The 15,404-nt window shown below is 37.8% G+C and carries 13 protein-coding genes and 1 riboswitch; of the genes, 10 read left to right on the top strand and 3 right to left on the bottom strand.

Features of this window, described 5'->3' with window-relative positions; all coding sequences use genetic code 11:
* Window position 1: 1 nt before the first annotated feature.
* Genes thiS through CKJ95_RS09025 form a run of 3 tightly spaced genes read right to left on the bottom strand, consistent with a single transcriptional unit; the run spans window position 2 to window position 1,922 of the window.
* Window positions 2-205, bottom strand: coding sequence for a sulfur carrier protein ThiS (thiS, locus tag CKJ95_RS09035; RefSeq protein ID WP_099353082.1), 204 nt, complete (start codon window positions 203-205; stop codon window positions 2-4).
* Between the two features lie 12 nt (window positions 206-217).
* On the bottom strand, window positions 218-1,330 hold the full coding sequence (gene thiO, locus CKJ95_RS09030) for a glycine oxidase ThiO (protein ID WP_099353081.1): 1,113 nt from the start codon (window positions 1,328-1,330) through the stop codon (window positions 218-220).
* The gene (locus CKJ95_RS09025) at window positions 1,320-1,922 is read right to left on the bottom strand and encodes a thiamine phosphate synthase (protein WP_099353080.1); all 603 of its coding nucleotides are present in this window, start codon (window positions 1,920-1,922) and stop codon (window positions 1,320-1,322) included. The genes thiO and CKJ95_RS09025 overlap by 11 nt, the downstream gene beginning before the upstream one ends.
* Window positions 1,923-2,041: 119 nt before the next feature.
* A riboswitch (TPP riboswitch) is annotated at window positions 2,042-2,152 on the bottom strand.
* Between the two features lie 300 nt (window positions 2,153-2,452).
* On the opposite strand from CKJ95_RS09025, the gene CKJ95_RS09020 reads away from it, so the two are divergent.
* The 10 genes from CKJ95_RS09020 to CKJ95_RS08975 all read left to right on the top strand — a co-directional run bounded on the left by CKJ95_RS09020 (window position 2,453) and on the right by CKJ95_RS08975 (window position 15,127).
* Window positions 2,453-3,559 carry a DUF4145 domain-containing protein gene (locus CKJ95_RS09020; RefSeq protein ID WP_099353079.1) on the top strand — a complete coding sequence of 369 codons (1,107 nt, stop codon included), beginning with the start codon at window positions 2,453-2,455 and terminating at the stop codon, window positions 3,557-3,559.
* A 543-nt stretch (window positions 3,560-4,102) separates the two neighbouring features.
* On the top strand, window positions 4,103-5,365 hold the full coding sequence (locus tag CKJ95_RS09015; protein ID WP_180271456.1) for an ATP-binding protein: 1,263 nt from the start codon (window positions 4,103-4,105) through the stop codon (window positions 5,363-5,365).
* Between the two features lie 217 nt (window positions 5,366-5,582).
* Entirely contained in the window at window positions 5,583-6,956 is a 1,374-nt protein-coding gene (locus CKJ95_RS09010; RefSeq protein ID WP_099353077.1) for a hypothetical protein, read from the top strand.
* A gap of 289 nt (window positions 6,957-7,245) precedes the next feature.
* Window positions 7,246-8,436 carry a M20 family metallo-hydrolase gene (locus CKJ95_RS09005; RefSeq protein ID WP_180271455.1) on the top strand — a complete coding sequence of 397 codons (1,191 nt, stop codon included), beginning with the start codon at window positions 7,246-7,248 and terminating at the stop codon, window positions 8,434-8,436.
* A 1-nt stretch (window position 8,437) separates the two neighbouring features.
* Window positions 8,438-10,078 (top strand): helix-turn-helix domain-containing protein, encoded by a 1,641-nt coding sequence (locus CKJ95_RS09000; protein ID WP_099353075.1) that lies wholly within the window; start codon window positions 8,438-8,440, stop codon window positions 10,076-10,078.
* Between the two features lie 145 nt (window positions 10,079-10,223).
* A complete protein-coding gene (locus tag CKJ95_RS08995) occupies window positions 10,224-11,675 on the top strand; it encodes an aldehyde dehydrogenase family protein (protein WP_099353074.1) in 1,452 nt (483 codons plus the stop codon).
* A 29-nt stretch (window positions 11,676-11,704) separates the two neighbouring features.
* Window positions 11,705-12,586, top strand: a complete 882-nt coding sequence (locus tag CKJ95_RS08990; RefSeq protein ID WP_180271454.1) for an NAD(P)-dependent oxidoreductase — start codon at window positions 11,705-11,707, stop codon at window positions 12,584-12,586.
* 23 nt (window positions 12,587-12,609) lie between these two features.
* Complete coding sequence (locus CKJ95_RS08985) at window positions 12,610-13,803, top strand: M20 family metallopeptidase (RefSeq protein WP_099353072.1); 1,194 nt, start codon at window positions 12,610-12,612, stop codon at window positions 13,801-13,803.
* Window positions 13,804-13,846: 43 nt separating this feature from the next.
* Window positions 13,847-14,665: a DUF3100 domain-containing protein gene (locus CKJ95_RS08980; protein ID WP_099353071.1), complete on the top strand. Its 819-nt coding sequence runs from the start codon at window positions 13,847-13,849 to the stop codon at window positions 14,663-14,665.
* A 6-nt stretch (window positions 14,666-14,671) separates the two neighbouring features.
* On the top strand, window positions 14,672-15,127 hold the full coding sequence (locus CKJ95_RS08975) for a hypothetical protein (RefSeq protein ID WP_099353070.1): 456 nt from the start codon (window positions 14,672-14,674) through the stop codon (window positions 15,125-15,127).
* The last annotated feature ends 277 nt before the right edge of the window (window positions 15,128-15,404 follow it).

Below are 15,404 nucleotides of genomic sequence, written 5' to 3'. Positions count from 1 at the left end.
ATTAGCCTCCTCCTACAAATTGGACGATTTCAATGATATCGCCATTTTTAAGTTTCATCGCTTTATAGTCATCTTTTTGAATAATATCCTCATTAATCTCTACAATCGCGATCCGATTTTCCAGTTTATAATGAGTCAAAAGCTTATCCACTGAATTTACTTCTTCAGGGAGTTCTACTTGCTCTCCGTTAAGCCTAATCTTCATTTTCTCACCTCCCTAAATCAAGGCTTTTTGCCTACGATCAATACGAAAAGCATCAACCCATTCCTGTTTTACCTCTTTATTTAAAATTAGATCACGTATCATTTTCCCAGTTGCAGGTGCAAGGAGAATTCCATTTCGAAAATGGCCACACGCAATCATAATCCGTTCCTGCTCAGGATGTCTGCCGATAAATGGATGCCCATCAAAGGTGGTAGGTCTTAGTCCAGAAGTAAAACCTTCAATTTTCCAATTAGCAGAGGAGGGGAGCATCGTTTTTGCTTTTTTAATTAAACTCTCAACACTATCCAGGCTAATCGAATCACTCCAATCATCTGGAATCATCGTTGCCCCGATCACAAGCTTACCGTTATTTCTAGGAACGATATAGGATTTGTCATGAAACAACGTGTGTTGTAAAAGAGGCTTCTCGTGCTGAACAATGATACTTTCTCCTTTAACAGGTGACAGGTGTTCAGAGATTCCAAGAATCTGAAAAAGGTGATTGCTATAGACACCCGTAGCAATCACGATGTGCTTTGCTTGAACATTGCCTTTTGCTGTCTTCGCAATGTAGTTGCTTCCATTTTTCTCAAGTCCATATACGTGGCAGTTATCAAAAATAGAAGCACCAAGCACTAGGGCGCTTTTTGCAAAAGCCTCACAGGTACTGGTCGGAATCACGTTCACATCATCTGCGATATAGGCAGCTCCTAAAACGTTATCGCTAATTTCGGGTTCCATACATTGGACTTCATGCCGGCTCAACTCTTTTACAGTTGGTTGTTTTAAAAGTGAATGGAGGTCTTGCATTTCTTTTTCAGTGAATGCCAGCTTTAAAATGCCGCCATTTCGATATCCAATATCAATTCCACTTAAATCAAAGAGCTCATCTTTTAATTGTATGTACTCAAATTGACTCGACCTTGCAAAAGGGAAGAAGAGGGACAAATCACCATTGCTTTCTGAATGAGCACCTAGCATGCCAGCAGCAGCCTTTGTGGTTTTCGTACAAATTTGTCCCCCATCAAAGAGAGCAACATCCATGTGTGACCCGGCTAAATAATAAGCAATCGAGCAACCAATAATTCCGCCACCTATTACAACTACTTCATAACTACTTTTCATTGTGAATCGCCTCTCTGAATTTTTTTGTAATGGAATAAGGTTCATCTGCAGCGAAAATACTGGACATGACCGCCACACCGTCCGCCCCTACAGCTTGAATGGATGGTAATGTTTCTAACGTAATGCCACCAATTGCATAAACAGGGATGCTCAGTTCCTTTCTCATTTGTAAAAGAGGCTCAACCCCGTTGGGAGGTAGACCTTGTTTGCTGTTTGTTTCAAAGCAATGCCCATATTGGACGTAATCCGCTCCATTTGTTTCAGCTTGTTTTGCTTTTTCAAATGAATGAACACTGCAACCCACCCTTATGTGCGGGTATCGTTCTTTCACCATTTTTACAGGGAGGCCATGTTCAGGTAAGTGGACAGTAGGAATATCCATACATAGCGCAACATCAAGACGGTCATTCACGATGATTTTCTCTTTCTTCACACCGTTGTTTTGTAAATGTTCGATAAAGGACACAATTTCTCGAACAGATTTTGATTTCTCTCGAATCTGCACGTAATCAATTACATCTTTAATCGCAATAATTTTTTCAGTAAGAGTTTTTACGGATTGTCGATCATCTGTCACAGCAATTATTTTCATTGAATTACTCCTTTTTCTCTAACAACTTGCTCCGCAAAAAAAGGAATAGAACGGTTAAAGCACAACAAAAAACCACTCTCCAAAGTAGGAAAGTGGTTGTTATGTATACACATAAAGAACGATTGCCTTAACCACATCCCTACGCAGGTACAAGCCTGTTCAGGTAATGAGGGTTTCAAAGTACACTACTTTTTTCTCAGCTCTTATCAAGAGTTCCCCTAGTGAAAATACAAAATATTAACTTATAACCTAAAATTAACACAATTCCGTCCATTTGAAAAGGGATATGTTTCCAATGGGACACAGGGACAGGTCACTTGTCCCAGTTTTTCGTTTTCCTCATAGGGAATTCGGTGCTAATTCCTTTAAGTTTGACGGAATTTTACTAAACATTCGCAAATAGCCGAATTCTAATATCATCCTTGATTGTCATCTATTTTTCACCTAAAATGAAAGAATCTCCGGACGGCCTGAGTCTCTATAACCAGATTCAGGTCTTCATTTTGCATCTTAGAAAGGAACAACATGACATGAATACATCTGAGTATTTTTATAGATTTCTAGAACCCATCTCCAAAGAATTAGCATTTCTAGCGGGGGAACTGGAACATACCATCTTTACAAGTCCGCGTACGATGTTAACTCATTCAAGGGTACTCATTGAGAATATTCTACAGCAAGTGATGGAATATGAAAAAATGAAAGAAAACCCACGTATTACATTAAAGGAACGACTCACTCTTTTAGATAATGAGGGGATTCTGACAACAGAAATAAGAGATGCCCTTCATTTAGTTCGACAACTTGGAAATCAGGCTTCACATGACAAACGAAAGTTTCGTTATTCGGAAGCACTTTTATCATGGGAAGCGATTTACCAGATTGTCAGATGGTTTGTAGAAGTGTACACCTCATTATCGATTGAAGTCCCAGCCTATCAAGATCCAACAACTCCAAAGGAAGAACGTTATGATATAACCGAATTAGAGCTTCGGTTGAAATCTCTAGAGAATGTATTAGTTGCTTCTATGAAAAAGGGAACACCAGATAAAAAGGTTCAAGATGAGGTTGCAACTACAATAAAAGCTGCTCCAACAAAAATGGCAGAGCCAGGTTACACAACGATTCGTACGATTGAATATAAAGGGGATACGCTAGAAGTTCCATATTTTCTACGCGATGCCTTTTTGTTACCACAACGATTTGATAAATCTGAGACCTTTTTAATTAGACTAGGCGCAGAGCAGCAAGCACGTATTTTGAGCGAATTACCTAGTAATCTCGAAGACTTGCATAAGCATGTCAAACGTTTTAATGAAAACAACGATAAGCAATTTTTCGATGAGTTAAAAATCTTTATTGAGGAAGAAAAAGTTCGTAGAAAAGTAACACTCGAACGGCCAGGAGAACTCTTTTTATTTTATAAAGCAGATTACATGATCCTAACCGATACTCTTAAAAAGATCCAGCTAACTAAAGACGAGTTTATAGGCGTACCAAGCCTTATTAAACAATTAAACGAAGACGGAATCCATACTGTTGGACAACTTCCTAAAGAGCTCGTAATCCTCGGAAAATATAAGAATGTTGGAGTTGTGAACGTAGCGAGATTGTTTGAGCAGTTGAAGAGGAAGTAAACAGGTTTCTTGTAATATGTAAAAGTCACTTGGCACCCAGGCCTGGGTGTCTTTATTTTGTAGTGGCAGTATTTTTCAGATAGTGGCAGTAAATCTGAAATAGTGGCAGTATTTTCCGCTAGTAATAGTAAACTCGGCACATACTCAATAATTGAATTATAAATCCTGCTCACAAACTATAATTCCTCCAATATTTTCACCTCTTAAGTCATGAAAACCATCAAATTTCCGCAATCTACAACAAATAATTTTCGGCTTCGACAAGGATGTAAAATTGTTTACTAAAAACTTAATAAAAATACGAATATATGAGTAAAAAAAGAAGGAAATTATTCTTTTTTGACGAATTTATAGGAGCAATCCTTTAGAGTGGCGAATGATCCCCTCTTAAACGTTCCATCAGTTGTGGAATAAATTATTCGATGAAAACAAAAAAGGTGAGTGCATAAACATAATAAATTTTCACAGAACATTCGTTATTTGTTAATTTTTTGTCGGATAGTTCATAAGACGATTTTTCTATCTAGAATTAGGGGGATTACTGTGTTTAATTATGTAGAGACATTATTATTAAATTTGCTTTTTTTAGTCGTCTTTATCTTATTTATTCCACATATCTTTGAAACAAATGTAAAGAATTTATCTTGCCAATTAAAAGAGCGAATTCAATTAATTTCAGTAACAATAGCAATGATAAGTTGTATGTTATTTCCACTTCACATCGGCGATGAAATTATCTTGGATTTACGTTCGATTGCTATAATGATTGGTGGTTTATACCTTGGCAGAAAAGCGGGTGTAACATTAGTTGCCGTTTTTCTAATCATTCGACTTTATTTAGGAGGCCTAGGCAGCGGTTTTTATGCATCAGCCTTTTCAAGTATAGTTATTTTGATTCCTTTATTGATGGTCCACAAAACGTTTAAAAATGCGACGAAGCATAAGAGAGTCCTAATTGCATGTAGTTTTTCGTTGTTTTTCTGTACATTTTTATTTGTTTTGCGTGCTATCGTACTAGGACATTTTAATCTAACTTTCTATATGGAGATTATCATCTTTTTCTTGATTCATTTATTTAGTACATTTTTTATCGTGTATTTTTCCGAAATGCTACGAGAAAGTGTCTACATGAATATGCAAGTCATTAAAGCTGAGAAATTAGAGGTAGTTAGTCACCTTGCATCAAGTATTTCACATGAAGTCAGAAATCCTCTTACCGTAGTGAAAGGCATATTACAGATGTTATATAAAAATGAATGGGAAGAAGAGAAGAAAAATCAGTTCATAGAAATTTCCCTCCAAGAAATTGACCGTGCAAATGATATTATTGGTAACTATTTAACTTTTGCAAAATCCGTACAGGAAGAACATATAGTAGTAAATCTTGAGGAAGAACTCCATCGTTCGATTAATGTGATTACACCAATGGCAAATATGAACTGTGTTGATATTCATACCATGATTGAACCCATTCGTATGAAAGGGGACCCACAGCTCTTACAACAATGCTTCTTAAATATTACGAAAAATTGTATTGAGGCGATGCCAAATGGCGGAAATCTAATAATTCGCACGGAAGAAGTGAACGATGGTGTAATCATTAAAATCAAAGATACTGGAGAAGGAATGACGTCTGAACAGCTTAACCGTTTAGGAGAGCCGTTTTTTACAACGAAAGGCAGAGAAGGTACTGGTCTAGGTATGATGGCGGTCATAAAAATTATTAAACTGATGAATGGAAAACTAGATGTTACCAGCACAAAAAACGAAGGGACACAATTCCGCATCTACTTTCCTCACCCATAGTATGGACAAGGTCACTTGTCCGAAAACTAGCTTGAATACAGCTCGGCTACCAGTTCTGCAATTTCCATAATTGGTAGCAGAGCTGTATTTTTTTGGAGGTTAAGTGTAGACTATAATCCTTTTTATTTCCAAGGAATATCTGGAAATTACCTTGTAGTTTTTTCCTTCTATGCTATACTTTGATGTGTTTGATTTAACATCTAAGAAGGAGGAAGAAATGAAACAATATCCATTGTTCCGCTATCTTTATATTTTTTATTCATTCGTATTTTTACTCCATACAATTAATATTTTTATAGGTAGTGAGACAATCAATTACATACTTGGAGTACTTGCTATTCTTATGCTCATTTTGTCATTTCCTTTGGCATCAGGTCTTTTCAAGATTCTTGGGGGAGCATTTCTATTCATCGGAGGATATTTATTCTTTACAACAGGTCAGTCCTTTCATATTATTCCTAGTTTATTAACTTCGAATTTATCACTTTTAACATTGTTAGCCATGCTGCCTTGGATGAATAGCATCGTAAGAAGTGGAAGATTTGATCGGAATATGAATCTACTAATGAGAGTGAACGTCTCAGATTTAGGGAAACTATACCCAAGGAGCTCACTCATTACGCATATTCTTGCGGCCTTTTTAAATCTATCTGCTGCAACCATCTCTCAAGATGTACTTAAGAGCACATTATCATCTTTTAGTAAAGAAATTCGTAATTCGTTTATTACAACAGCTTCACTGAGAGGATATTCATTAGCCCTGTTGTGGAGTCCGTTGGAGATCATGGTCGCAGTTGCCATATTTACCACAGGTGTTGAATATGTAACCCTTTTGCCATGGCTTATTCTTATGGCAGTTATTGCGTTTATATTAGATTCTCTGTTTGGACGAATTTTTTATAAAAAATACAAGTTTGAAGAAGTGAGCAATAAGAGACAGCCGAAAATCAATATGAAACAATTAGTGAGAAAGATGATTCAGTTCATCATAGCACTCGTCTTGTTCCTGGTTCTAGTTATTCTAATAGGAAATCTATTTGATTTAAGCTTTACGTTAACTGTAACAATCGTTATTTTCCCATTCGCTTTTATTTGGTCTTTACTAATGAAAAGACGAAGAAGTTTCTGGACAATTGGCTGGAATAATTGGAAAACAAAGACAAATACCATGCAGAATTTTATCGTATTATTTATCTCTCTATCATTATTTTCTACTAGTATAGGAGATACATCGTTCTTGGAAGTGATTCAAAGACCACTTGCTTTTGTATCGGATTACCCAATGTTAATCTTGTTCCTTATCCAAGTCATCTTTGTTTTATTAAGTATGTTTGGTATTCATCCGATTGCGACTGTAGGTATTTTAACCGGAATTATCACACCTATGTTTGACGTGATCAATCCTGTAAGTATCGCCCTTGTTCTCATAACAGGTTCTGTTGCCACCTTCACAGTGGGAACGTACGGATTGCTTGTGACATTAACAGCCATGGGAACGGGTCAAAGCCCATTCCGCATTACCGTGCAGAACATGCCATTCGCCATCGGTATGTGGATTATCGGAACGCTTGTAGCGTATTTGTTATTGTAATATTAAAATGAAACCGCTTATTGGGACAGAGGGACAGGTCCATCGTCCCACCCAACACGTTTCAGACATTAAACGGAGGTTGCAAACGCAACCTCTTTTTTATTTAAAAGGCAAACAGCCTGATTCACCAAAATCTAGCGATGAAAGATATTGGATAATTAACAATTTTTCTTCTATAATGAAAACAAGTTCTAGAATGGGACGGAGGGACAGGTCCCTTGACCCATTACGATTTCTGGGACAAGGGACCTGTCCCCGTGACCCAAGGGTATCAAAAAAGGAGGAAATTATGAGTTTTGCAAAGGTGAACATAGAAAATATTAAAAAGAATCTATTAAATATAGGAACTATTAATTCCGGTAATCTAGGTTATAATCGATTAGCTTTTTCAAGTGAAGAAAAAAAGGCAAATGAATGGTTACAGGATCAGTTAAATAATTTAAACCTATCTGTGTATGAAGATTCCGTTGGGAATGTACATGGCAGATTAGGTAGCCTTGATAAACCTGCAATTGCTTTTGGTTCACATTTAGATACTGTGAAAAATGGCGGCCTTTATGATGGTGCTCTAGGAGTGATAGTTGGCTTGGAGTGTCTGAGAGTTCTTAAAGAAAATGGCTATAGCGGAGTTCCACTTGAACTTATTAGTTTTGTCGGTGAAGAAGCGAACCCGCTAGGCGGAACATTTGGAAGCAGAGCAACTGCTGGCTTAATTAAAGATAGTGATGTATCGGATGTTGATTTGGAGAAATTTGGGCTTAGCATGTCCCAAATTAAAGAGGCAAGAAAAAGTGATAATGACTATCTATCCTTTTTAGAATTACATATTGAACAAGGAAGTGTGTTAGAGACAACTAACAACCAGATCGGGATTGTGACTGCCATTGCTGGTATTTCAAGAATGCATGTTCATGTGTCTGGAAAAGCAAGCCATTCTGGCACAACTCCTATGAACGTAAGGAATGATGCTTTAGTATCTGCTGCTTCAATTATTCAACAAGTAAGTGAACGAGCTACTATGCAAAATAATGATATTGTCGCAACTGTTGGGAAATTAGAGGTCTTTCCAAATTCAGAAAATGTAGTACCTGGAGATGTTCAATTAACGATTGAGGTCAGAGGTAACGATTGGAAAGAAATGAAGGAATTTGAACAACAATTAATAAACTGGATGAACGAAAAGCACCAAGTAGAAATAGAAGTTGGTGTACAAAAAAATCCGAATACTTTATCTGAGAATGTCCAACAAGCAATAGAGAGTGCTTGTAAAGACTCAAAAGTGAATTTTCACTATATGGTTAGCGGTGCAAATCACGATGCGAACTCATTAACAGGACTAACAGACGCGGGGATGATCTTCATTCCAAGTAAGGATGGCCTTAGTCATCATCCTGATGAGTATAGTTCATGGGAAGATATTGAGGTTGGAGCCAATGTCATGCTTCAGACTATCTTGGAACTGTCGAAAAAGGTGAGTTAGCTTGAGCCTTCAGCATATCGAGACATCCTATCTGGATTTTCATAAAGCTAAGAAACTATTAGAAATCAACAAGTTGCTGACGCAGTCGTTACATTTACAGGATGTGTTGCAAAACTTAATTACAGCAGCAAGTGAATTGGTGAACATTACCGATACGTTTATCATTTATTTATTTGACGAAAAGACTGGAAAGCTTAAGTTTGAAGAGGGTAAAGGCGTGGATGTTGAGAGCTTAAAGAAACTTGCCCTTGATCCCGGAGAATCCATAACAGGCCAGGTATTCACCAAAAAGAAGGCCATCCTATTTAGTTCTGAGCAGGAAATTGATGATTCTATGAGTACGATGTCTCCGGAAAACTATCATTATTATTTTAAGGGTGTTTATGGTCGGAAAATTAAAAGTGCATTCTGTGTTCCGATCGTTTACAAAGATCATTGTTTTGGTGTCTTAATCGTCGACAATTTTAACCATGATGGTCTTTTTTCTATGGCTGATATGGAGGTTATAAAAATTATTGCCGACCAAAGCGCCATCGCAATTGAACACTCTCGGGTTTATAATAATTTGTTGAAGAAGAATCAACTATTAACCGATTCAATCTCAATTCATAAAAAATTCTATCAAGTGATTATAGAAGGCTATGGAATCAAGTCGATCATCCCGTTGTTAGAGGAATTGATTCAATCTCGGGTCATTTACCATGAGACCAACCTATTTCAGAGGAATGATCGCTACTTTCCAATCGTACGAGGTCAAGAAATTCTTGGGGTACTAGAACTGGAGAAACCTTTTGCTGCGTTTGTTGAAAGTGAACAAATCATTATCGAGCATGCAAGCTTAGCCATGGCACTTGAAATAACGAAGGATAGTGCACTTCTTGAACAAGAGCTGCATTTTCGAAATGAAGTGTTTAATCAGTTGTTAAATGAAGTCCAACATTATGATGTCGGGCGGATTATGCATTATTTAAAATGGGATCATACAAATGACATTCAATGTTTAATTGTTGAAAGTTCCGTTGATTCGCTCTGGAAAAATAACAAAGTAAAAGAAAAGCAATGGCTCGTTATATCTATCGAAAAAATGCTGAATAACATCTGTAATAAAAGTTTTGTCGTGACCCACACGTTTCAACTCATTATCCTGCTTCCTGGAGTGACAGATACGGTACTCAAAAAAATCATCCAAGAAGTCGAGTCGATTCTAGGAAAACAAAAAATCTTAGTTGGAATTGGACGAAAAACTTCCTTGCAGCAATTAGCCACATCATATCAGGAAGCACTGCGTTCCATCAGCTATGCAAAAACCTATAAAGCCTCAAACATTATTGAATATTCGAAGCTTGGTATGGAACGACTATTCCATGAAATGGAACAGCATACAATTGATATGTACATTCAGGATAAAATCGGAAAGCTCTTAGATTCAGATGCCAGTTTACTAGAAACGTTGCTTTGTTATATTAAAAAAAATAAAAATCACAAGGAAACGGCTTCTGAGCTCCATATCCATGGAAATACTTTATACTATCGACTAAAAAAGATAGAAGAAATTCTTCAATTTAGCTTAAACAATGAAAAAGAATGGGTCGACCTCATGATTGCCACTCAATTATTTGTTGTGAAACACAAAAATAAATAGCCATGGGACATGCCCTCTTGTCCTTTATATGTCTCTATATGTGGCAACTCACAAAAATGAATTCTAAATTTTGTGGGTTGCCACATTTGTCTTTATAATTTAGAATATTATAATTAGTAACAATAAAGAGGAGAGGTGATTCCGAATGGTTCAAACGTATTTTAACTACATAGATGGTGAATGGGTGTCAGCCCAATCTGGTGAAGTATATGCTAGTATCAACCCAGCAAACACAGAAGAGGTTTTAGGTTATTTTCAGAAATCTGATGAACAAGATGTTGAGGTAGCGATTCAAGTGGCGGAACAAGCATTTAAGACATGGTCACAGGTTGCAGTACCTGAGCGTGGGGATGTATTGTTCAAATTAATCTATTTACTTGAAGAGCAAAAAGAAGAACTAGCAACTATTATTACGAAAGAAGTCGGTAAAACCTATAAAAACTCGCTAGCGGAAGTAACTATTACGATTGATGCGATGAAGCAATTCAGTGGTGAAGCAACCCGTTTAAAAGGGGAAACAGTACCTTCAAAGAATGCGGAGATTTTTGGATATACCGTAAGGGAACCTCTTGGAGTTGTTGGAGTGATTGCTCCTTATAATTTTCCTCTTGGGATCGGAATTTGGAAGATTGCACCTGCTATTGTTGCTGGCAACACGGTAATTTTTAAGCCGGCTAGTAACACATCACTTATTAGCGTAAAGATTATCGAACTATTTGAAAAGGCTGGTGTACCAAAAGGGGTTATTAACATGGTAACAGGTCCTGGTGGTGTGATTGGACGTGCAATCGGTAATCACCAGAAAATAAAAGCTGTATCTTTTACAGGTTCAACTGACGTAGGATTGGCATTAGGAAGAGCTGTCACAACTCGTGGCGGAAAAATGCAGGCGGAAATGGGCGGAAAAAATGCCTCCATTATCCTTGAAGATGCTAATTTAGATGAAACAATACAAAATGTAGTTATCAGCGGATTTTTTGATAATGGACAACGTTGTACTGGAACAAGCCGATTAGTAGTTCCAAGAAGTATTTCGAAAGACGTTATTAGTAGATTAGTAGACGCAGCCAATGCGTTACAAATTACCGATGGCTTTGACGAAAAGGTAGACAATGGCCCAGTGATTGATGAAAGTCAGTTAAATCTTTACTTAAAACATGTTGATTTAGCGATTGAAGAAGGTGCAACTCTCGAATGTGGTGGAAAAAGATTGACAGACCAAGGTAGAGACAAAGGGTATTTTGTAGCACCAACCGTCATTAGTGGCGTTACTCCAGAAATGACTATTTTTAGAGAAGAAATCTTTGCACCCGTCATTGCGGTAATCGAAGTAGATTCCTATGAAGAAGCATTAGAGGTAGCAAACGACAGTGATTTTGGCTTATCATCAACGATTTATACGAAGGACCTAGAAAAGGCCATGCATTTCGTGAAACATATTCAAACGGGTGTTACACATGTCAACATTCCATCGAATTATTTTGAAAACCAGTACCCATTTGGTGGTAAAAAAGCATCCAGCTTAGGTCCGAGAGAACAAGGATCAACTGCCCTCGAATTTTGGACAGAGTACAAAACAGTGTATATCAAAGCATAAATACTAGTTTTTAAGACTGGAGGATTATGATGACAGCGGTCGGTATAATTGGATGCGGATTAATGGGAAGTGGAATTGCGAAAAATTTACTCAAAAATCACTACAAAGTCCACGTATTTGATATTAATGAAGCTGCGGTGAAGAATCTAGTTGACCATGGAGCAATTGCTGCTGGAACACCTAGTGAGATGGCAAGTGAAATTGATTTTTTAATCATGTCACTTACTTCACCTGATATTATTAAAGATACACTACTACACGAACAAAACGGTGTTCTTTTTAAAATGAAAAAAGGTTCGTTCATTTTGGATATGAGTACAAATGACGTACAGCTGACAAGGGAAATTCATAAAACCGCCGAAGAAAAGGGAATCCAGTTTTATGATTGTCCACTAAGTGGTGGCCCTGAAGGAGCAGCAAACGGGACGTTGACCATCATGGTTGGTGGGAGTGAGGATCACTATCCAACCATTCTCCCAGTCTTACAAGCTGTTGGTAAACATATCGAATATGTTGGGAAGAGTGGAGCAGGGCAAACCGTAAAGCTTTGTCACAATATGGTCGTAGCAGGCGTGATTACCCTATTAAGTGAAGCCTTTTTAACCGGAGAAAGAGCTGGGGTATCAAAGGAAAAACTTGCCGGGATCCTTCAAAAAGGGTCTGGTCAAACCCGAGCGATGGATGTTTTCGGGGTAAACATATTAGACGAGTCTTTTGACAATGTGAAATTTTCACTTGCCAATATGACAAAGGATATCCACTTGTACCGTGAATTAGCTGAAAACTCACAAGTTTCTACCTTTGTCAGTGACATGACCCATCAACTCTTTCACTTAGGAAAGAACAAAGGAAAGGGTCAACAAGATTCATCAGCGGTATACACCGTTTTAAAAGAAATGATGGAACAATAAAAAACCACTAGGAGGGCATTTAAATGGAAAATTTATTTGAAAAATTAGACGAAATTTATGATGAAATTGTCTCCATACGCCGATACTTACACGAATACCCAGAGTTATCATTTGAGGAAGTAAAAACAGCAGAATACATTGCTACCTACCATGAAAAATTAGGTCATGAAATCCGGACTGGTGTTGGCGGTAATGGAGTAGTAGCTTATCTAAAAGGAGATCGTCCTGGACCAACTGTTGCCTTACGTGCAGATTTCGATGCCCTCCCGATTTTAGAACAAACGGATGTACCGTTCAAGTCTAAAAATGACGGTGTGATGCATGCATGTGGTCATGACGGTCATACTGCAACCCTACTTGGTTTAGCAAAAGTGTTGAATGGGATGAAAGCAGAACTTGAGGGTACAGTTGTATTCATCCATCAGCATGCGGAGGAACTACCACCGGGTGGTGCCATTTCGATGATTGAAGATGGCTGCCTAGATGGTGTCGATGTCATTTTCGGCACACATTTACAAGCTCAAATGCCAGTTGGAGAAATTGGTTATCGAGTAGGTGCAATCCAAGCAGCTCCAGACCGTTTCGATATTAAAATTCAAGGTCGTGGCGGGCATGGTGCCTACCCACATCAAACAATTGATAGTATTGTCGTTGGAGGTCAACTCATTAACAACCTACAACAAATTGTTAGCCGTAAAGTAGATCCATTGGATTCAGCCGTTGTATCTGTAACCTCATTTGAGGCAAAAAATCCTTACAATGTAATTGCTGACTATGCAGAAATGATCGGTACAGTTCGTACCTTCAAAGAAGAGACTCGTAATTTTATCGAAAAAGAAATGGAACGAGTGGTTCGTGGAACATGTGATGTGAATGGTGCAGATTATGAATTTACCTATACACGCGGCTATCCGACTCTCATCAACCATAAGGAAGAAACCGAATTTGTTGCAAAATTGGCGGAAGACGTTCCAGGCGTAAACAAGGTTGCTGAAACCGAACCTGTTATGGGTGGAGAAGATTACGCGTATTATTTACAGCATGTCAAAGGTACCTTCTTCTTTACAGGTGCAGAGAATCCAGAATGGAAGGACTCTTACCCTCACCATCATCCGAAGTTTGATATCGACGAGCGTGCACTTTTAATCGCAGCAAAGATATTAGGAATAGCAACATTAGAATATATGAAAGTCCATGCAAAAGAGGCTGTAAAATAACTACCATATAAACAGCATCACTATTTAAAAAGGGGGAAGAGCAATGAGTGAAAATGCAACAAATCTTTGGAAAGATTGGAAATTACATCTTTTAGTATTTGCCATTGTGTTGGTGACTGAATTAATAGGCACACATCGTATTCCGATTGGAGCAGGGGTAATTCTATTACTACCCATGTTGTATGCAGTTATCGTTGGAATTGCGGTCTATTTTACACCACTTGTAACAGAAAAAATGTCTAAAAATGCGGAATCACTCGTATTTATCTCTGTAACATTGTTGATTGCAAAATTTGGTGTACAAGCAGGTCCAGCTTTACCGCAATTAATTGAAGCAGGTCCAGCCTTAATGCTACAAGAACTAGGAAACCTAGGTACCATTTTTATTGCGTTACCTATCGCGGTATTCTTAGGATTAAAACGAGAAGCAATTGGTATGACCCACTCCATCGGAAGAGAACCAAACTTAGCCCTTATTACGGATAAATATGGTCTTTCATCTCCAGAGGGTCGTGGTGTAATGGCGATCTATATTTTCGGTACAGTGTTTGGATCGATTTTCTTAGGTCTTATATCTGGATTCTTGGCAACAGCTACACCACTCCATCCATACTCGTTTGCAATGGCAACAGGGGTAGGAAGTGGAAGTATGGCTGCAGCATCACTTGGGCCACTTGTCGCGGCATATCCAGATATGGCAGATACAATAACTGCATTCTCAGGAGCAAGTAATCTATTAACTTCTGTAACAGGATTGTACGCTAGTATTTTCATCGGTTTGCCATTAACGGTGAAGCTATATAATGTTCTTTCAAGAGTAAGAGATAAAAAAGCTGCGAATTCGACTACAAAGGGGGCGTAATAACCAATGTTAAAAAGTATTCAAGAATGGGTCTTATTATTTATCATTTGTTCTATATCAGTTCTTGCAGGAAACTGGATTGGTTATGATGTTATGCCACTTGCAGCTGTTCCAGGAATACTTGTTCTAGCTGGAGTGAGTTTGGCTGGATTAATTATTCATAAAGCCATTCCATATAAAAAGGTTCCAAGTATTGCCTACATTGGGATTCTAGCATTCATTATCACAATTCCAGGCATGCCATTCCAAGAAAAATTTGTAGAATGGACAGCACAAGTGAATCTATTAGCTATCGCAACACCAATCTTAGCTTATGCTGGTATTTCCATCGGACGCTCATGGGCTGACTTCAAAAAATTAGGCTGGAGAACAATCGTTATTGGGATGTTCGTTCTACTCGGAACCTACCTCGGATCCGCAATCGTAGCCGAAATCATCCTACGATTCCAAGGAATCATCTAATGGGACACAGGGACAGGTCCCTTGTCCCAAACCATTTACTAAAGAAGGTCTGTATTTATGCAGGCCTTTTTTCCTGTTTTTTAAATAATTTCAAGTGTTTTGAACAAATCTACTCCCTAAAAATCCAAATCCAAAGACCTGCTTTTCTAAAGATTTCCTCTACAATTCTGCAATTATTGTAAACAAATCTCCTACTTTTCTACTGTAAAAACTTTACAGTCTATCAATAAGCCCTTAATATTCAGTAGTTATTCTGTAAAGAGATTCTTGGTATAAT

Origin of the sequence: Fredinandcohnia onubensis (assembly GCF_002734285.1) — a bacterium.
Lineage (GTDB): Bacteria > Bacillota > Bacilli > Bacillales > Bacillaceae_L > Ferdinandcohnia > Ferdinandcohnia onubensis_A.
Note: the sequence above shows the minus strand (reverse complement) of the source record. Positions and strands in the feature narration are given on the sequence as shown.